The organism is Streptomyces sp. YIM 121038 (assembly GCF_006088715.1).
Lineage (GTDB): Bacteria > Actinomycetota > Actinomycetes > Streptomycetales > Streptomycetaceae > Streptomyces.
Genome location: NZ_CP030771.1, coordinates 9,552,721 through 9,570,231, shown reverse-complemented (window position 1 = coordinate 9,570,231; position 17,511 = coordinate 9,552,721). Strand labels below are relative to the sequence as shown.

Annotated in this window: 17 protein-coding genes; 9 read left to right on the top strand and 8 right to left on the bottom strand. The window is 74.9% G+C overall.

Annotated elements, in window-relative coordinates; translation table 11 throughout:
- Positions 1-87 precede the first annotated feature (87 nt).
- The 3 genes from C9F11_RS40435 to C9F11_RS40425 all read right to left on the bottom strand — a co-directional run bounded on the left by C9F11_RS40435 (position 88) and on the right by C9F11_RS40425 (position 2,106).
- On the bottom strand, positions 88-681 hold the full coding sequence (locus C9F11_RS40435; RefSeq protein WP_138965223.1) for an XRE family transcriptional regulator: 594 nt from the start codon (positions 679-681) through the stop codon (positions 88-90).
- A gap of 72 nt (positions 682-753) precedes the next feature.
- The gene (locus tag C9F11_RS40430; protein WP_138965221.1) at positions 754-1,161 is read right to left on the bottom strand and encodes a peptidase inhibitor family I36 protein; all 408 of its coding nucleotides are present in this window, start codon (positions 1,159-1,161) and stop codon (positions 754-756) included.
- 171 nt (positions 1,162-1,332) lie between these two features.
- Positions 1,333-2,106: a helix-turn-helix transcriptional regulator gene (locus C9F11_RS40425; RefSeq protein WP_171076012.1), complete on the bottom strand. Its 774-nt coding sequence runs from the start codon at positions 2,104-2,106 to the stop codon at positions 1,333-1,335.
- 143 nt (positions 2,107-2,249) lie between these two features.
- Here C9F11_RS40425 and C9F11_RS40420 point away from each other — a divergent pair, with 143 nt between their 5' ends.
- From C9F11_RS40420 to C9F11_RS40405, 4 genes are all read left to right on the top strand, one after another.
- Positions 2,250-3,422, top strand: a complete 1,173-nt coding sequence (locus C9F11_RS40420) for an MFS transporter (protein WP_138967567.1) — start codon at positions 2,250-2,252, stop codon at positions 3,420-3,422.
- A gap of 53 nt (positions 3,423-3,475) precedes the next feature.
- Entirely contained in the window at positions 3,476-4,600 is a 1,125-nt protein-coding gene (locus C9F11_RS40415; RefSeq protein ID WP_138965217.1) for a glutamate--cysteine ligase, read from the top strand.
- A gap of 174 nt (positions 4,601-4,774) precedes the next feature.
- Positions 4,775-5,989 (top strand): serine hydrolase, encoded by a 1,215-nt coding sequence (locus C9F11_RS40410; protein ID WP_138965215.1) that lies wholly within the window; start codon positions 4,775-4,777, stop codon positions 5,987-5,989.
- Positions 5,986-6,984 carry a Gfo/Idh/MocA family oxidoreductase gene (locus C9F11_RS40405; RefSeq protein ID WP_138965213.1) on the top strand — a complete coding sequence of 333 codons (999 nt, stop codon included), beginning with the start codon at positions 5,986-5,988 and terminating at the stop codon, positions 6,982-6,984. The genes C9F11_RS40410 and C9F11_RS40405 overlap by 4 nt, the downstream gene beginning before the upstream one ends.
- A gap of 30 nt (positions 6,985-7,014) precedes the next feature.
- Here the strand turns inward: C9F11_RS40405 and C9F11_RS40400 are convergent, their stop codons facing one another.
- The gene (locus tag C9F11_RS40400; protein ID WP_138965211.1) at positions 7,015-7,746 is read right to left on the bottom strand and encodes a siderophore-interacting protein; all 732 of its coding nucleotides are present in this window, start codon (positions 7,744-7,746) and stop codon (positions 7,015-7,017) included.
- A gap of 130 nt (positions 7,747-7,876) precedes the next feature.
- Complete coding sequence (locus C9F11_RS40395) at positions 7,877-8,290, bottom strand: SsgA family sporulation/cell division regulator (RefSeq protein ID WP_138967565.1); 414 nt, start codon at positions 8,288-8,290, stop codon at positions 7,877-7,879.
- Between the two features lie 159 nt (positions 8,291-8,449).
- On the opposite strand from C9F11_RS40395, the gene C9F11_RS40390 reads away from it, so the two are divergent.
- On the top strand, positions 8,450-10,177 hold the full coding sequence (locus C9F11_RS40390; RefSeq protein WP_249402086.1) for a sigma factor: 1,728 nt from the start codon (positions 8,450-8,452) through the stop codon (positions 10,175-10,177).
- 131 nt (positions 10,178-10,308) lie between these two features.
- Here the strand turns inward: C9F11_RS40390 and C9F11_RS40385 are convergent, their stop codons facing one another.
- A complete protein-coding gene (locus tag C9F11_RS40385; RefSeq protein WP_138965210.1) occupies positions 10,309-10,542 on the bottom strand; it encodes a hypothetical protein in 234 nt (77 codons plus the stop codon).
- A gap of 146 nt (positions 10,543-10,688) precedes the next feature.
- Here C9F11_RS40385 and C9F11_RS40380 point away from each other — a divergent pair, with 146 nt between their 5' ends.
- Positions 10,689-12,041 carry a carboxyl transferase domain-containing protein gene (locus C9F11_RS40380; RefSeq protein ID WP_138965208.1) on the top strand — a complete coding sequence of 451 codons (1,353 nt, stop codon included), beginning with the start codon at positions 10,689-10,691 and terminating at the stop codon, positions 12,039-12,041.
- Positions 12,042-12,164: 123 nt separating this feature from the next.
- A complete protein-coding gene (locus C9F11_RS40375) occupies positions 12,165-13,703 on the top strand; it encodes an ATP-dependent DNA ligase (RefSeq protein WP_138965206.1) in 1,539 nt (512 codons plus the stop codon).
- 33 nt (positions 13,704-13,736) lie between these two features.
- Here C9F11_RS40375 and C9F11_RS40370 read toward each other — a convergent pair whose 3' ends face one another.
- Complete coding sequence (locus C9F11_RS40370) at positions 13,737-14,354, bottom strand: DUF2867 domain-containing protein (protein ID WP_138965204.1); 618 nt, start codon at positions 14,352-14,354, stop codon at positions 13,737-13,739.
- A 143-nt stretch (positions 14,355-14,497) separates the two neighbouring features.
- Between C9F11_RS40370 and C9F11_RS40365 the strand changes: the two genes are divergently transcribed.
- Together C9F11_RS40365 and C9F11_RS40360 are read left to right on the top strand one after the other, a co-directional pair.
- Positions 14,498-15,106 (top strand): TetR/AcrR family transcriptional regulator, encoded by a 609-nt coding sequence (locus tag C9F11_RS40365; protein ID WP_171076011.1) that lies wholly within the window; start codon positions 14,498-14,500, stop codon positions 15,104-15,106.
- 283 nt (positions 15,107-15,389) lie between these two features.
- Entirely contained in the window at positions 15,390-15,971 is a 582-nt protein-coding gene (locus tag C9F11_RS40360; RefSeq protein WP_138965200.1) for a snapalysin family zinc-dependent metalloprotease, read from the top strand.
- 279 nt (positions 15,972-16,250) lie between these two features.
- Here C9F11_RS40360 and C9F11_RS40355 read toward each other — a convergent pair whose 3' ends face one another.
- A complete protein-coding gene (locus C9F11_RS40355) occupies positions 16,251-17,480 on the bottom strand; it encodes a DUF1015 domain-containing protein (protein WP_138965198.1) in 1,230 nt (409 codons plus the stop codon).
- Between the last annotated feature and the right edge of the window lie 31 nt (positions 17,481-17,511).

Sequence of the window (17,511 nt, the reverse complement as noted above, 5' to 3'; positions counted from 1 at the left end):
AGGCGGGTCCGGACGCGCCGCGGCCCGGACCCGCCGCTTTCGCGGCACGGCACGGCGCGGCCCGAGCGTTCAGTGCAGGCCCGTGCGTCAGTACAGGCTGGAGAACAGCACCACGACCATCTGCGCGGGCTCGTCGCCGTCGTTCCGGAAGGTGTGCGGACGGCCCGCGGCCCACTGGATGCAGTCCCCGGCGCGCAGGACGTGGTCGACGCCGTCGTAGCGGGCCACGAGCGTGCCGCGGGTGACCGTCACCAGGTCGGTGCCCTCGTGCTGGAGGTCCTCGAACAGGCCGCTGTGCGGTGCGAAGTCCCCCGTGACGACCTGGTAGCCGAGCTCGGGGGCGCGCAGCACGCGGTAGACGACTCCCGGGGCGCGGTCCAGGGTCTCCTGTTCCTCCCTCGGATACAGCGAGGGCGTGGCGCGGCCCCGGGAGAAGCCGAGGAACGAGCCGACGTCGTGGCCGAAGACCTTGGCCAGGCGCCCGAGCCGCTCCAGGGCGATGTCGGTCTCGCCGCGCTCCAGGGAGGCGAGGAAGGACACCGACAGGCCGCACTCCGCGGCCACTTGACGCAGTGACATGCCCCGCTGGGTGCGCAGCCGGTGCAGCACCGCGCCGGGGGGTGGAAAACCGAGCTCCGGGTCCCTGGAGGACGTACGGGTCGAGGGGTCCGGATCAGCCATGACGGCATCCTAGAACCGCCGGTCGCGCCCCGGACCTCCGCCCCCGGAGCCCGGGCGCCCCGCCCCGGGAGGCTAGCCGTCCTCGCCGGGCGGCGTCCCGCAGCTCGGGCCGCCCGGGCCGTCGAACTGCACCGAGCTGAAGAAGTCACGGTAGGCGGGGAAGAAGTTGCCCTTGCCGGTCGGGCCCGAGGAGGTCACGGCCGTGCAGCCGGAGTAGCCCGCCTCCGACCAGAGGTAGATGGTCGACGGCGTCCGGTTCCAGTCCGACTTGGCGTGGTCGTCCATGCCGAGCGGCGCCAGGTCCGGGGTGTTCCCGCTGAGCTTGATCATCTCGCCGGTCCCGTCGAGACCCGAGAACATGCAGTAGAAGCCGGCGGGGCACCGGTCGTACCCGTCGGCCGCGTGGGCCGTGGAGACCGGGCCCGCCGTGACAGCCGTGGCGGCCACCGCGACGAACAGCGCGGAGAGCCTCGTCCTCATCGTCTTCACCTTGCGCATGCCGATCCTTCGTTCTGAGGGCCCGCGAGTCCGCGGGCCGCGGCCAACGGAACGGTGGCACGCGGGCCGCGGTACCCCCAGGTTTGACGATCCGCTCGGTGTGTCGCGATCCCCCACAAGCGGGGCGTACGGCGCGGCGAGCCCGCGCGCGGCTCAGGCGCGCCGCTGGTGGGTGCCCGGCGTACAGCCGAACGACCGCCGGAAGACGTCGATGAACGCGCTCGTCGAGGACCAGCCGCAGCGGTGCGCGACGGCGGTCACGGTCAGGTCGTCGCCGAGCATCCGCAGCGCGTGGTACAGCCGCGACTGGGTGCGCCACTGCGGAAAGGTCATGCCGAGCTCGGCGCGGAAGAGGCGGCTGAGGGTGCGCTCGCCGACCCCGGTCGCGGCCCCGAGCTCGGCGAGGGTGCGGGGGTCGGCGGGGTCCCCGTGGACGAGCGCGCAGACCGCCGCGAGGCGCGGGTCGGCGGGCGTGGGCAGCCGCACCGGCTGCTGCGGGGACGCGCGCAGCTGGTCACGCAGGACCGCGCGCAGCCGGCGGCGCTCCGCGCTGCCGTCCTTGGGCCCGCGGGCGTACTCGATGATCAGCTCCCGCAGCAGCGGGCTGACGGCGAGGACGGTCGGCTCGTCCAGGTGCAGCGGATTGTCGTCGGCGGGCAGTCCGACGAAGTACATCTCCAGGTGGCCGTAGGCCCGGTGGGAGTGGACGGTGCCCGCGGGCACCCAGATGGCACGGGTGCCGGGCGCGTACCACGTACCGGCGTCCGTGGTGACGGCGACGACCCCGGAGCCCGCGTAGGCGATCTGGTGGTCGTCGTGCCGGTGCGCGTCGATGCGGTCGCCCGGGGCGAGGACCCTGACGTGGGTCGGGGCCACGGGGGTGTGGCGGACCGGCTCCTGTTCCGGCGGGGCGTCACCTTCCGGCATGCGAGGGGCCTCTCCGTGCGGCGTTCGCCAGGCTGGCGGACAATCGGCAGACTTTGGCATTTTATCGGAAGCCCGACAGGGCGCGGCGGGGCGACGATCGGTCCGTGTCCAAGCCCTCACCTCGCAACAGGCCCCTGACCCTGATGTCCCTCGGCCACACCTGTGTGGACGTCTACCAGGGAGCCGTGGCCGCCCTGGTCCCGTACTTCGTGTCCGAGCGGGCGTACACCTACGCCGCCGCCTCCGGCATCGTCCTGGCCGCGTCGCTCCTGTCGTCGGTGGTGCAGCCGCTGTTCGGGGCGCTCACCGACCGGTGGGCGATGCCGTGGCTGCTGCCGGTGAGCACGGTGGTCGGCGGCGCCGGGGTCGCGCTCAGCGGCGTCTTCGACTCGTACGCCCTGACGCTGGTGGTGGTCGCCGTGTCCGGCGTCGGTGTCGCCGCCTACCACCCCGAGGCCGCGCGGGTGGCGCGCGTCGCCAGCCGCGGCAGCCACACGGCGATGGGCTGGTTCTCCCTCGGCGGCAACATCGGCTTCGCCACGGCCCCGCTGCTCGTCGCCGCCGTCATCGCCACCGGCGGTCTGCGGGCCTCGCCGCTCCTGGTCGTCCCCGCGCTCGCCGGTGCGGCCCTGTGCGCGGCGGCGCTGCGCGAGGTCAGGGCGCCCCTCGCGGCCACGGCGGCGGCCGCCCGCGCGGCCAAGGGCACCGGCGCCGACGACTGGGCCTCGTTCCTCCGCCTCTCCGGCGCGATCGTGTGCCGCTCGATCGTGTTCGTCGGGCTGAGCGCGTTCATCGCGCTGTACGTGCGCGAGCGCGTCGGCGGCGGCGAAGTCGCCGGTACGGCCGGTCTGTTCGTGCTCTACATCGGCGGAGCCGTCGGCACGGTGATCGGCGGCCGCCTCGCCACCCGCTACAGCCGCGTCACGGTGGTGCGGTGGTCGTACGCGGTGAGCGTGCTCGCCGTCGCCGGGGTCGTCCTGGTCCCCGGGCCGCTGCTCTACGGGTGCGTGGCGCTCACGTCCGCGGGCCTGTACGTGCCCTTCTCCCTGCACGTCACCCTCGGCCAGGACTATCTGCCGAGCCGCGTCGGCACGGCGAGCGGGGTCACGCTGGGCCTGACCGTCAGCGTCGGCGGCGTAGCCAGCCCGCTCATCGGCACCCTCGCCGACGCCACGTCCCTGCGCACCGCCCTGGCGCCGCTGATCGTGCTGCCCGCCATCGGCTGGCTGCTCCTGCGCCCCCTGCGCGAACCCGCCCAGCCGCGGCCTCCCGCCCCGGCGACGCACCGGTCCGGGCCCTCGCACCGCACGGCGTAATTGGCGGTATTCCGTCAGATCCAGGCTTTCCTCCGGGTGTCACCATGGCTTCTATGGGAAACCCCGGGGACACGGCAGGGTCGGCGGCGACCGTCACGGTGGGGGTCGAGGAGGAGTACCTGCTGGTCGATCCGGTCACCCGGGAGCTGAGCCCCAGCGCCGACAAGGTCGTGGCCGACGCCGTCGGGGAGCTCAAGGACCGGGTCACCACGGAGATCACGCGCTATCAGGTCGAGGGACGGACCGACCCGCACACCGAGCTGGCCGGCCTGGCCGACCAGATCCGGTCCACGCGCGGCGGCATCGCACGGGCCGCGGCCCGGCAGGGGCTGCGGCTGATCTCCAGCGGCACCCCGGTCCTCGGGCATCCCGTGCCACCGGCGTTCACCAGCACGCCGCGCTATGTGAAGAGTCTCGCGCGCTTCCGTGCCCTGGACTACGAGCAGAGCACCTGCGCCTGCCACGTCCACGTCGGGATTCCGGATCTGCCCACCGCGTTGCGCGTGAGCAACCATCTGCGGCCGTGGCTTCCCGCGCTCGTGGCGCTGGCGGCCAACTCCCCTTACTGGTACGGGGAGGACACCGGCTACGCCAGCTGGCGCACCCTGGTCTGGGGGCGCTGGCCGGTGTCGGGGCCGCCGCCGTACTTCGAGTCCCAGAGCCACTTCGAGGACCTCGTGGACGACCTGGTGGCCACCGACACGCTCCTCGACCGGGGTGGCCTGTACTGGGACATCCGGCCCTCGCACCACGTGCCCACGGTGGAGGTCCGGGTCGCGGACGCGGTGTCCACCGTGAACGACGTGGTCCTGCTGGCCGGTGTCGTCAGGGCGCTGGCCTGCGTCGCGCTGCGGGCCATCGAGGCCGGGGAGCCCCCGCTCCGGCCGCCGCCGGAGATGCTGCGCGCCGCCTGCTGGCGGGCCGCGCGCGACGGGCTCGGCGGGGCGGGCATCGACCTGACCACCCGGCGCCTCGCCCCCGCGGCCACCCAGGCCGTGCGCCTGTTGAGCCGGGTGCGGCCCGCCCTCGAATGCCACGGTGACGTCCCGCTGGTGCACGCCGCCTGGTCCCGGCTCCAGGCCGACGGCAGCGGCGCCGACCGCCAGCGCGCCGCGTACCGGCGGCGCGGAAGCCCCGTGGACGTGATCGACCACCTCATCTCCAGCGTCGAGGCCTGACTTCTTCCCCGGCCCCGCACGCACCTTCGCCCGCGCGGTCGTCGACTTCCGGCCGCGCCGCCACTGGGCGCGCGGGCCGTGTGCGCCGCCCGACTGGCGGAGTACGGCGGCCCGATGCCCCCGGCCGGGCCAAGCCGATCTGCGCGGTCCGGAGCCCGCTCCTACGGTGGCTGAATGACCATCAGATTTCTGCCGGCCGCCCTGCGCCGCTCGCTCCTTCGCACGTCGGCCCTCACCACCGGGGCGTTGGTCTGCCTCACCGGCACCGCCGCGTGTGCCGAGCCCACGCCGCCCGTGCGGCAGCCCGCGTACACCTCCTCGCTCCTGGACCGGCCCGGCACGCAGGTGCGGCCGGGGTCGGCGGCGCCGCCGCTGCCCGCCGGGGTCTCGGCGCTGTCCTGGGTGGTGGCCGACGCGCGGACCGGCGAGGTGCTCGCCGCCCGCGACGCGCACCGCCGTCTGCCGCCCGCCTCCACGCTGAAGTCGCTGTTCGCCCTCGCGGCCCTGCCCCGGCTGCACCCGGACACGCGGCACACGGTCACCGAGGCCGAACTCGCCCGCGTCGGCGGCGGCAGCAGCCTGGTGGGCGTCTCGGCGGGCCGCAGCTACCGCGTGGCCGACCTGTGGCGCGGTGTGTTCCTCAGCTCCGGCAACGACGCCGTGCACGTGCTCGCCGCGATGAACGGCGGCATGGACCGCACGGTCCGGCAGATGCGGGCCAAGGCCCGGGCGCTCGGCGCCCGCGACACCCAGGTGGTCTCACCGGACGGCTACGACGCCCTGGGCCAGGTCTCCTCGGCGTACGACCTGGCGGTGTTCGGCAGGGCGGGCCTCGCGGACCCGCAGTTCGCCCGCTACTGCTCGACGACGGTCGCCTCCTTCCCCGCGGGCGGCTGGTCCTACCCCATCCAGAACACCAACCGGCTGCTCACCGGGGCGGACGGCGTCGCCCGCTACCCCGGTCTGATCGGCGTCAAGAACGGCTACACCAGCCGGGCCGGGAACACCCTCATCGCCGCCGCCCACCGGGGCGCGCGCACGCTCGTGGTGACGGTGATGAACCCTCAGAACGGCGGCTACGCCGTGTACGAGGAGGCCAGGCGGCTGCTCGACTGGGGCTTCGCGGCGGCGGGCCGGGTGCGGCCGGTCGGCTCGCTGCTGCCCGCGAAGCCCCGTACCGCGCCGGACCGGGCCCGGCACGCCGCCGCGGCGGCGCCCGCGTTCGCGCCGGAGCCGGACGCGGACGCCGACGACGACTCCGCCTGGCCCGCTCTCGTCCTGGTCGGGGCGGGTGCGGCGGTGCTCGTCGCCGGATGCGTGGTGATCGTGCGGCGGCGTGCGGCTACGGTGGCCCGACGGCCGGGCGCGGAAGGGGAGTTCGTGGAGTGAGCGAACCGCTGGGGGTGGCCGTCCTGGGCGCGGGCCACATGGGCGCCGATCACGTGCGCCGTCTGGCGCGGACGGCCGGGGCGCGCGTGGTGGCGGTCGCGGACCCGGACACGGAGCGGGCCGGGCAGGCCGCGGCCGGGATCGCGGGTGCGGGCGTGCACGCCGATGCCCTCGACGCCCTCCACCGGCCGGACGTGCGGGCCGTGGTGGTGGCGTCCCCGGACGCCGCGCACGAGGAGGCGCTGCTCGCCGCCGTCGCGCGGGGCCTGCCGGTGCTGTGCGAGAAGCCCCTCGCGCCGGACCCCCGGGCGGCGCTGCGGATCGTCGAGGCGGAGGCACGGGCCGGGCGCGCCCTGATCCAGGTGGGGTTCATGCGCCGCTACGACGCCGCGTACCGGCGGCTCAAGGCGCTGTTGGACGCCGGTGACCTGGGCAGGCCGCTGATGCTGCACTGCCGCCACCGCAATGTGTCCTCTCCCCCGCACTTCACGTCCGCGATGCTCATCGGCAGTTCGGTGTCGCACGAGATCGACGCGGTGCGCTGGCTGCTCGGCCAGGAGATCACGGCGGTGACCGTGGCCTGGCCCCGGCCGTCGTCGGGGGCGCCCGCCGGGCTGCTCGACCCCCAGTTGGTGCTCTTCGAGACGGACGGCGCCGCCCTGGTCGACGTGGAGGTCTTCGTCAACTGCGGCTTCGGCTACGAGGTGACGTGCGAGGCGGTGTGCGAGCACGGCACCGCCCGCGTCGGCGACGAGTCCGCGATGGTCGTACGGTCCCGGGGCGGCGCGCGCCAGGACATCGCGCAGGACTATCTGGTGCGTTTCGCCGACGCCTACGACCGCGAGGTCAGGGCCTGGGTGCGGGCGGCGGCCGCAGGGCGGCTGACGGGCCCGGGCGCCTGGGACGGGTACGTGGCGGCGGCCGTCGCCGACGCGGGCGTACGGGCGCTGGACTCCGGGCGGCGGGTCGCCGTGGAGCTGGCCGAGCGCCCCTGAGCGGCCGCGCGGCGCCGGACCGCCCGGCCGTCAGCCGCGTCCCGGCCGCCAGTAACCGAGCGCGTGCACGCGGTTCTTGGGCAGCGCCAGTTCCTTGCGTACGTACGCGGCGAGCGTGCGGGTGGTCGTCGTGTCGCAGGTGATCCACACATAGGCGTCGGCGGTGCCCTCGACGGCCGCGGCGAGACCCGCCTCGGCCTGCCGCACCAGCTCGGCGCCCGAGGGCTGCCGTTCGATCCAGTGCACGTCGTGGAGTGCCGGGTCGACCCCCAGGGGCAGTTCGCGGTCCGAGGCGTGCTGCGTCTCGAACCAGATCGTCGCGGGGATGCCCGGCATCGCGTCGAGGAGGGAGTTCACCGCGGGCAGCGACGCCGCGTCACCGATGACGAGCAGCCGCGACGGCTCGGGCTGCGGCAGGTCGAAGCCGGTGCCCTGCACGGTCGCCTCGATGGTGTCGCCGGGCCCGGCCTTGCGCGCCCACTCGCTCGCACAGCCGTCGTGCAGCGCGAACTCCAGGCTGAACGTGCCCGCCTCGGGATCGGGGTCGACGAGGGTGTAGGCGCGCTGATGGGGTTTGCCCGCGTTGTCGAACCACAGCCGCACCCACATCGTCGGGTGCACACCGGTCTGCGCGAGCATGCCGCCGTCGGTGACGTGGAGGCGACGGTAGTGCTCCGTCACGTCCTCGGCACCGGTCACGGTGAACCGGAAGTCCTTGCCTCGGAACAGCTTGAGGACGACGCCTTCCCAGCCGTGGCCCATCCCGGTCTCCTCCCCTGAGATCCTGATACGCCCGTTTCACGTGGAACAACGCGCGCACGTGATCGAGTTAGGCAAGCCTAACCTACACCCGGGGGCGGATCCGTCGGCGTCCAGGAGGGGATCCGCCGGTTCAGACTCCGCCGAGGAGTTCCGTCAGACCGCGGTCCAGGTCGAGCCCCACCTCCTCGCCCTCCGCCCCCACCACGGCGTAGGTGCGCATCAGAAAGCGCCGCAGCGCGCCCCGGTCGAACTGCACGAGCGCGAGGCCGTGCGGGGCGTGGAACTCCAGGACGGTGCGCGCGCGCCCGCAGGGCCAGACGTGCACGTCCCCCGTGCCCGCCGGGGCGCTCAGCCCGTCCTCGAGCAGGCGGCGGGCGAAGACCCAGGTGACCTCGGCGCCATCCAGGGACACCTCCGACGGAAAGGTCACCTGCACCGCCAGCGGATTGCTCGCCGCATAGCGCAACGTCACGGAGATCGGACGCTCACGGCCCTCGGGGGTGATCAGACGAGCGCGGGCGGACTGTTCGAGCGTGACGGCCATGGTCGAGCTCCACTTCTGCCGGTTCCTTACCCCTACGACCCGGTAGCGGGTGCCCTCATTACGGGAGTGCATGAAGAGTTCACTGTGACCTGCGTCACCTATCCCTGATATGTCCGATATTTCTCACCTAGTCTTTCGACCTCACCCACCACCCCCGCAGTGGGACAGGAGTGTCCTGTCATATCCGACGTCCCTGCCGACGTCCCCCCTGAGGTCCCCGCCGACGGCCCGCCCGAGGCCGTTCCCGCCGCCTCCGGGGCGGCGACCGCCGCGTACGCGCGCGTCTACGAAGCCGAGCATCCGCGCCTCGTCGCGTACGCGCGCTCACTGACCGGCAACGCCTGGGTCGCCGACGACCTGGTCGCCGAGGCGCACTTCCGCGTCTGGCGGCGCCTGGCCGCCGGGCACGAGATCGAGAACGTGGCGGCGTACCTCATGACGACCGTGCGGCACCTCGCGGTGTCGGTCGGGCGGGCCGCCGCGAAGGAGACCCCGCACGACCCGCAGGCCCCGTGGGCGCCCGAGGTCGTCGACGTCACCACCGTCGCCGACGGCGAGGGCGACCCGGCGGCCCGGGTGTCCTCCGTCGACCTGCTGACGCGGGTCCTGGGCCAGCTGCCCGAGCGCTGGGTGAAGGCGCTGTGGCTCGCCGAGGCGGAGGGCCAGCCGCTCGACGCGATCGGCCGGAGCATCGGCGCGGGCCGCGGCGCCACGGCGGTGCTGCTGCACCGGGCCCGCGAGGGCATGCGCCAGGCCTTCCTGCGCGCCCACCCCGGTGCGCCCGAGAACCCGGCCTGCGAGACCCACTGGGACCGCATGCCCGCGCACGTGCGCGGCGAGGCCACGCCCCGGCAGTCCGAGACGCTGGTCGCCCACCTCGACGGCTGCCCCGACTGCCGGGGCCGCCTCGCACTGCTGACCCGCGCCAACCACCGGCTGCCCGCCCTGGTCGGGCCCGCCCTGCTCCTGTTCGTCCTCGGGGGCGCGGGCAAGTTCCTGGCGCCGCTCGCGGCCGGAGCGGGCGCCGGGGCCGCGGCCGCCGCGTCGTCCGGCGGGAGCGCGCCCGGCTCCGGCGGGCTGCTGCACGGCCTGCGCCACGCCCTCACGGCGGGCGGGAAGCTGCCCGTGGCCGTCGTCGGGGCCGTCGGCACGACGGTGGCCGGGGCCGCCGTCGCCGCGGGCCTGGTCCTGAGCGGCCCGGGACACTCGGCGACCCCCGCCCGCGCCGTCACGGCGGAGAGCGGCGCGGCGTCCCGTCCCGCGGACGCGCCGGTCGGGGAGCCGGAGAAGGCGTCCGACGGGGCGCCGGACATCACCGTGCCCGAGCCCCGGCCGGGTACCGCGGCGAAGCCGAACGCACCAGGGGGCGCGGCACCGGGGCGGCCCGAGGCGCCGGTCCCTCCGCAGGCGCGGCCCGAGCGGCCCGCCGACCGGCCCGCCGAGCAGCCCCAGGGCCCGGCCCCGGTTCCGGCCGCGCGGCCGGAGCCGCCGCAGCCTGTCCCGCCTGTGACGCGACCGCAGCCGCCGCGCCCGCCGGAGCCGCCGCTGGCTCCGACGCCAACGCCGCCGCTGCCTCCGACACCGACGCCAGCGCTGGCTCCAACACCGACGCCCACTCCCACCCCGGCCCCGACCCCGACCCCGACAGAGCCTCCCTCGCCGTCGCCTACGCCCACACCCACCCCGACGCCGACCCCCACGCAACCCCCGGAGCCCATACCCACACCCACCCCGACGCCCACACCCACCCTGCCCCCGGAGCCCACACCGACTCCGACGCCGACCCCGGTCGAGCCCACCACTCCCCCCGAGCCGACACCGGCGCCCACCACCGGCCCGGTCTGCGAGCACTGGGCGGGCCCTCTTTACATCTGCCACCGCCCCTAGAAGGCGCGTGCGGCCCGGCGGTCGCACGGACGGGCGGACCCGCACCGGCACACAAGCCGGTCGTGGTCCGCCCGCCCTCAGGTCGGACGCCCGGCGTCAGGCACCAGGCGTCAGGTCCCAGCCGTACGGCGTCACCAGTTGTAGACGATGTCCCCGTTGCTGTTGACCATCTTGAACGTCCCGTCCCCCTGGTCGATCACGCACCCGTAGCCACCGTCCCCCGTCGCTCCGCAGAAGGTGGAGGCGCTGGCCGAGCCCGCCGCGGCGATGCCGCCGCCCACGAGGACCCCGACCGCCGCGACGGCGACGGCGAACCGCCCGGCCCGCCTGCGGCCCGGCTTGGTGGTGGTGTTGCTCTGCTGCATGGGCTGACTCCCTCGTCCCATTGTCTGGATGGACACAGGGGGTTCGTCACGGCCACCCGGCCGGATTGGTGCGGCTGGGATGCCGACGGCGTACCGACCGGCCGGTGCTCGACGGAACGGGACGGAGCAGGGTAGGAGTACGAGGCGTGTCCTCACCTCATGCGCACCGCGCCGCCGACCGCGTCTCCGCACGCGAGGCCATCGCCTCCGTCACCGCCGACTTCACCGAACTCCCGGAGCCGCCGAGCGCGGCGCGGCCCGATGGACCGCTCTCCTGGCCGGGATACGACGACGCGCGCGCCGCGGCGTACGAGCGCACCGGCGAGACGGAGTCCGTGGTGTGCGGCACGGCCGTCGTCGAGGGCGTGCGTGCCGTCCTGGTCTCCTTCGAGTTCCGCTATCTGGGCGGTTCGCTCGGCGAGCGGACCGGCGACCGCTTGGAGGCGGCGTACGCGGCGGCCCGTACGCACCGGCTGCCGCTCGTCTCGCTCGTCGCGACCGGCGGCAGCCGGATGCAGGAAGGCCTGCGGGCCCTGTCCCAACTCCAGCGCGTGGCGGCCCAGTCGGCACTCAACCGCGCGGCCGGGTTGCCGCAGATCGCCGTGGTGCGCGACCCGACGACAGGGGGCGGCTGGGCGACCCTGGGCGCGGGCGCCGACCTCGTGCTCGCGCTGCCGGGCGCGCAGGTGGGCTTCGCGGGCTCCCGGGTCCGGCCGCCGGACGCGGACCCGGCGGCGTACACCGCCGAGGCCCAGCTGGCGGCGGGCGCCGTCGACGCGGTCGTACCGCGGGAGCAGCTGCGCACGCGCCTGGGGCGCTGGCTGCGGCTGCTCACCTCGCCCGCGCGGGGGCCCGTCGCGCCGCCGCGCGCCCTCGGGCGCCCGCAGCCGTCCGGCACGGGCTGGGAGGCGGTGCTCCGGGCCCGTGCTCCGGAGCGCCCGCGCGCGGAGGCCTACCTCGACGCGTACTTCTCCGCGCGGGAGGAGATCAGCGGTGACCGGTGCGGCGGCACGGACGCGGGCCTGCGGTGCGGGTTCGGGCTGCGGGACGGCCGGACGGTCGCGTACGCGGCCCAGTGCGGTACGGCGACACGCCCCGCCGGGTACCGCACCGCGGCCCGGCTCATCCGCCTGGCCGACCGCCTCGGCGTGCCCGTGCTCACCCTGATCGACACGCCCGGGGCGGCGAACGACGCCGAGGCCGAGCGCGCCGGGGCGGGCGCCGCGATCGCGGACGTCTTCGCGGCGGTGGCCACCGCCCGCACCCCCGTCACCAGCCTGGTCATCGGCGAGGGCGGCTCCGGCGGCGCGCTCGCCCTGGCCGCCCCCGGCCGCACCTGGGCGACCCCGGACAGCTATTTCTCCGTGATCGCGCCCGAGGCGGCGGCCGCCATCCTCAAGCGTCCGCGCGCGGACGCGCCCGGCCTCGCGGACGAACTGCGGCTTCGCCCGCAGGACTTGGTCGACCTGGACGTGGTGCGCGGCATCGTCGAGCGCTGAGCGGAGCACCGGGCCGGGCACTCGGCCGACCGCCGGGCGCGTACCGCTACGGGCCGCCCGGCCGGGGCGCGACGCCGTGCGGCCCGCCGTGCGGGATCAGGCCCCGCGTTGCAGGATGGCCGCATGCTGTTCGCCAGGGTCGCGGAGGTGTCCAAGGAGGTGGCCGCGACGGCGGCGCGGTCGCGGAAGGTCGCCCTGCTGTCCGACCTGTTCCAGGCCGCCGGGCCCGCCGACGGGCCCCTGGTCATCCCTTACCTGGCGGGACGGCTCCCCCAGGGGCGGATCGGGGTGGGCTGGAACGCGCTGAAGGATCCCGTCGCCCCGGCGGCCGAGCCGACGCTCACGGTGGCGGACGTGGACGCGGCGCTCACCGCCCTGGCCGCCGTCGCGGGCACCGGAGCACAGGCGGAACGGCGCCGACTGGTCCAGGAGTTGCTGGGCGCGGCCACGGCGGACGAGCAGAAGCTGCTGTTCGGCCTGCTCACCGGCGAGGTACGCCAGGGCGCCCTCGACGCGGTCGCCGTGGAGGGGCTCGCGCGGGCCACCGGAGCCCCGGCAGCCGAGGTGCGGCGGGCCGTGATGCTGGCGGGCGGCCTCACCCCCGTCGCCCGGGCGGTGCTCGACGGCGGGGTGGACGCCCTCGCGGACTTCCGGCTCACCGTCGGCCGCCCCGTCCAGCCGATGCTCGCGCACAGCGCGCCGTCCGTCGGCGAGGGGATCGACAAGCTCGGGCCGTGCGCGGTCGAGGAGAAGCTCGACGGCATCCGCGTCCAGGTGCACCGCGACGCCGACGGCGTACGCGTCTATACGCGCACCCTGGACGACATCACGGACCGGCTGCCCGAGCTGACGGCCCTCGCGGGCGAGTTGCCGGGTGCGCGGTTCATTCTCGACGGCGAGGTCATCGCGCTCGACGCGGGCGGGCGGCCCCGGTCGTTCCAGGAGATCGCCGGCCGAGTCGGCTCCCGTCTCGACGTGGCCGCCGCGGCGGCGGAAGTGCCCCTGTCCCCGGTCTTCTTCGACGCGCTGTCCGTCGACGGCCAGGACCTCCTCGAACTCCCCCTGCGGGAGCGGCACACGGTGCTCGCCCGGCTCGTGCCCGCACCGATGCGGGTGCGCCGCCTCACCGTCGAGGACCCGGCGGACGAGGCGGCCCGCCGCGCCGCCGACGACTTCTTCGCCGCCACCCTCGCGCGCGGCCACGAGGGCGTCGTCCTCAAGGGCCTGGACGCCCCCTACAGCGCGGGCCGCCGCGGCGCCGCGTGGCTGAAGGTGAAGCCCGTGCACACCCTCGACCTGGTGGTCCTGGCCGCCGAGTGGGGCCACGGGCGGCGCACCGGCAAGCTCTCCAACCTCCATCTGGGCGCCCGCCGCCCCGACGGCACGTTCGCCATGCTCGGCAAGACCTTCAAGGGCATGACGGACGCGATGCTCGCCTGGCAGACCGGGCGCCTGCGGGAACTGGCCGTCAGCGACGACGGTTCCGTCGTGACCGTCCGCCCCGAACTGGTCGTGGAGATCGCGTACGACGGCCTGCAGAAGTCCTCGCGCTATCCGGCCGGCGTCACGCTGCGGTTCGCCCGGGTCGTCCGGTACCGCGAGGACAAGCAGCCGGCGGACGCGGACACCGTGGCCACGGTCCTGGAGCAGCACCCGGCCTGAGGCCCCCTTCGGCCGACGCGGCCGCACCGCGCGTCAGTCCGGGCCGACGGACCAGCCGCGCCGGTTCGGGCGGCCGTGGTCGAGCCAGGCGCGTTCCCATTGACGGGTCAGCACCGGATAGACGATGAGGTAGCGGAACGGCAGGATGCAGGCCATGTAGATCCGCCCGAACCGCCCGTTCGGCTTGACCAGGGCCGCCATGCGCAGCTCGTATCCGCCCTCGTCGGTCCGCACCCAGCCCACGTGCATGATGGCGTGGACGGTCTTGTTGCCCAGTTCACGGGCCGCCTCGTTGTCGAGCTGGTACACCTCGGAGAACGGGTCGGTGCAGGGGACCGCGTCGCTCGCGGTCCGGGCCAGGTCAGGCGGGAGGCGGTCCCTCAGCGAGGCGACCCGGCCGCCCACGCCCGCCCGCTCGGAGTCCCAGCCGAGCAGGCCGCCGAGCTTCCAGCGCACCGCGAACAGGAACCGGACCGCGGCGGGCTCCTCCCGGATGTCGTACGCCGTCTTCAGCGCCTTGACCATCACGGGGAAGTCGTCGGGACCGGCGTCGGGCGCGCGGAAGGACCACACGTCCTCGATCCGGAAGTCCTCGGCGAACTCGTGTATCCGCCACGGCTGTGCGATGTGAGTGGCTTTCGGGATGCGCATCGGTCATTCCTTCCCAGCCGGTGTGCCCTGTCGGTGGCACGGGGACGCGAGGACGGCGCCGCCGGTCATCCCGTACCGAAGAAATGGATCCGTCAGTTCCGGAACCACTGGTATCGTTACTACTGGTTCCGTATGATGCGCTCATGTCCGCCCGAAAGCAAGCCCGCAACCCGGGGGGCCGCCCCCGGGACAGCCGCGTCGACGACGCCATCGCCCCCGCCGTCCTTCAACTCCTGGGCGAGGTGGGGTACATGCGGCTCACGATGGCCGAGGTGGCCGCGCGGGCCGGGGTGGGCAAAGCGGCGATCTACCGCCGCCACGCCACCAAACAAGAAATGATCTTCGACGTGCTGCTGCCGGACCAGTTCCTGGCCGTGGCACCCGACCGCGGTTCCCTCCGCGCCGACCTGGCCGCCGTGCTCGACGAGGTCGCGGACGCCATGACCGCTCCGCCGCAGGGGACGGTTCCCGGCCTCCTCGCCGACCTCCACGCCGATCCCGTCCTGCGCGAGAGGTTCGACGAGAAGTACCTGGGAGCCCAGCGCCGCACCCTCACGAAGATCCTGGACCGCGCGGCCGCGCGCGGCGAACTCGCCGCCCGCCCCGACCCGGCCGCCCTCAACGCCCTCGTGGTCGGCCCCGTCTTCGCCTGGCTGTTCCTGCTCTCCGAGTCCCCCGACCGGCTCCCCGCCCTGACCGCCACCCTGCTCGACGCGGTGCTCGCCCTCACCGAGCGGGCCCCGCACGCGTGACGTGAAACCGCGCTTCCCGGGCGCCGGTGCGGAGTTGGGGGGGTGCCCTGCGGAATTTCACATGCCTGTGACTGCTGTTGCGAGCGCGCTCAGCGCTGTACCGTCTCGGGCGAAGTCCGGTGGCGTGGAAGGGAGCGGCGCATGTCCGGCCCCCCGATCGGATGCACCCCAGACGGCGTCCGTCGCTGACCCACCCCTTGCCATCAACACCGCGTACAGCCTGTCCACACCCCCCACAGTTCCGGCTCCCGAGGGAGCCGGCCTCACGAATGAAGGGACAGCAATGCGGCATTACATACGGCTGGGAATAGCCGGCACCGCGGCGGCGGTCGTCCTCACGGCGTTACCGACGGCGCACGCCCTGGCGACACCGGAGCCCGCCCGCACGAGCAAGGCGTCCGCCGTGGTGACGCTCCGCTACGACGACACCCGGGCCGCCGGCTGGGAGGCCGCGATCACGGCCGGAGTCGCCTCCTGGAACACGAACGTCGACAACGTCAAACTGGTCAAGGCCGCACCCGGCACCCGTGCCGAGATCCAGATCGTGGCCACCAGCGGCTGGCCGCAGGCCACCCTCGGACCGGTCCGCCCCGGCGGCCGTGGCGTCGTCCAACTCGGCCAGGAAGCCGTCACCCAGGGCTACGACAAGACCCGTATCGCCGCCCATGAGATCGGCCACAACCTGGGCCTTCCCGACACCAAGCCCGGCCCGTGCTCCCAGTTGATGTCGGGCTCCACCGGCGGGGTCTCCTGCAAGAACGCGGTTCCCGACGCCGCCGAACAGGCTCGGGTCGAAGCCGCGTACCGCAGCGGCGCGGCAGCGCACACGCCCACCGACGGCCGCGTCCTGGTCGACGCGCGGTAGCTCCCGGCACGGTCCCGGCGCGACGATGCCCGACCGTGTTCTCCACGGTCGGGCATCGGCTCGCGCCTCTCGTCGTCGCCGCGGGGTCATCGCCCCCGCGGCCCCCGCCTTCGAGGCATGTGTCCGTCCTTCACGCCGCCCCCCGCGTCCGGCGCACAGCCGGTGCCGTCGCCGTCATCACGCCAGCTTGGCGAGCCCGTGTGCTGGAGCCATGACGTCCGCGTACGGGCTGTGCCACGGCTCGGCGGGCAGGTGCGGGGAACGGCCGAAGGACAGCCGTCACGACAGGCCGAGCACCCGCAGGGCCAGGCCGATCGCGGGCTTCGGGCCGAACGACGTGGACTTGCGCGGCAGCAGCACCCCGGCCCGCGCCAACTCCCGCACCTGCTCCTCCCCGAGCGCGGGCAGCAGCACGGCGCTGCCCCGGCCCGGCGCGGCCACCGCCGCGACGGCCCTGGCCGCGTCGTGGTGGTGGCGTACGGCGCCGGGCAGCTCCGGCACCGACCAGGCGGCGCCGATGAGCAGGTGGTCGCTGACGGCCGTGGGAAGCGCGGCCCACTGCGGCGGCCGCCCGGCGAGGGCGTCGCGCAGGGCGCCGGGCTCCGGATCGCTGACGGTCCAGGCCCTGCCCCCGCCGGTGAGGACCATCTCGTCGGGCGCGGGCGGGCGCGGCCCCTGCGGCAGCCGCCGGACGCGAGCCACCTCCGCGGCCGCCGACGCCGCCTTCTCCGGGTCGAGTCCGGGCAGCACCCGGTGGATCGCGGCGAGCCGCGGCGGATACGCGACGGTGTCCACGAACAGGGCCAGGCTGCTGGCCCAGGGGCTGCTCCGCTCCACGCCCAGGCGCAGACAGGCGGCGTGGCGGTGGTGGCCGTCGGCGATGAGGGCCTGGTCGGTCTCCACGCCCGCGCTCAGCAGGGCCGTCTCGGCCTCGTCGTGGCACGCCCACACCAGGTGGGTGGTGTCGCCGACGCGGGCCACGGCCGTCGGGGTGCGCCGGGTGATGTGGTGCGTGATCTGCGTGGCCGTCGACCGCGTGCCGCGGTACGTCAGGAGCAGCGGCTCCAGTTGGGCGCGCAGGCCCGCCATGTGCGCGGCCCGCTGGCGTACGACGTGGGCGGACACGTCCTCGTGCGGCAGCAGGTCCCGGGGCGTGCCGCGCGGGTGCGGAAGCGGCAGTTCGCCGATCACTCCGCGCTGCAGGATCCGGGCGCCGCGTTGCTGCTGGTACACGTACAGGGCGGGGTGTTCGTCGCGCCGCAGTACGCCGCGCCGCAGCCAGCGCTGGAGCTGTCCCGCCGCGGCCTGCGGGTCGGACGCGTAGATCAGGCGCGCGATGTGGTGCGGGCGCACGCGCTGGGACCGCGCGTGGGCCGGTTCGAGGTCGTCGTGGGGCGGGGCCACGAGCGCGGACAGGTCACCGGCGCGGTCCTCGTCGTAGCGCACGGCCCGGAAGGGGCGCAGGCGCGGCGGAGTCGGGCCGGGCACGGTCAGGTCGGAGGTGGACATGGGGCACTCCTGTGGGATGGCGCGGCCTGCC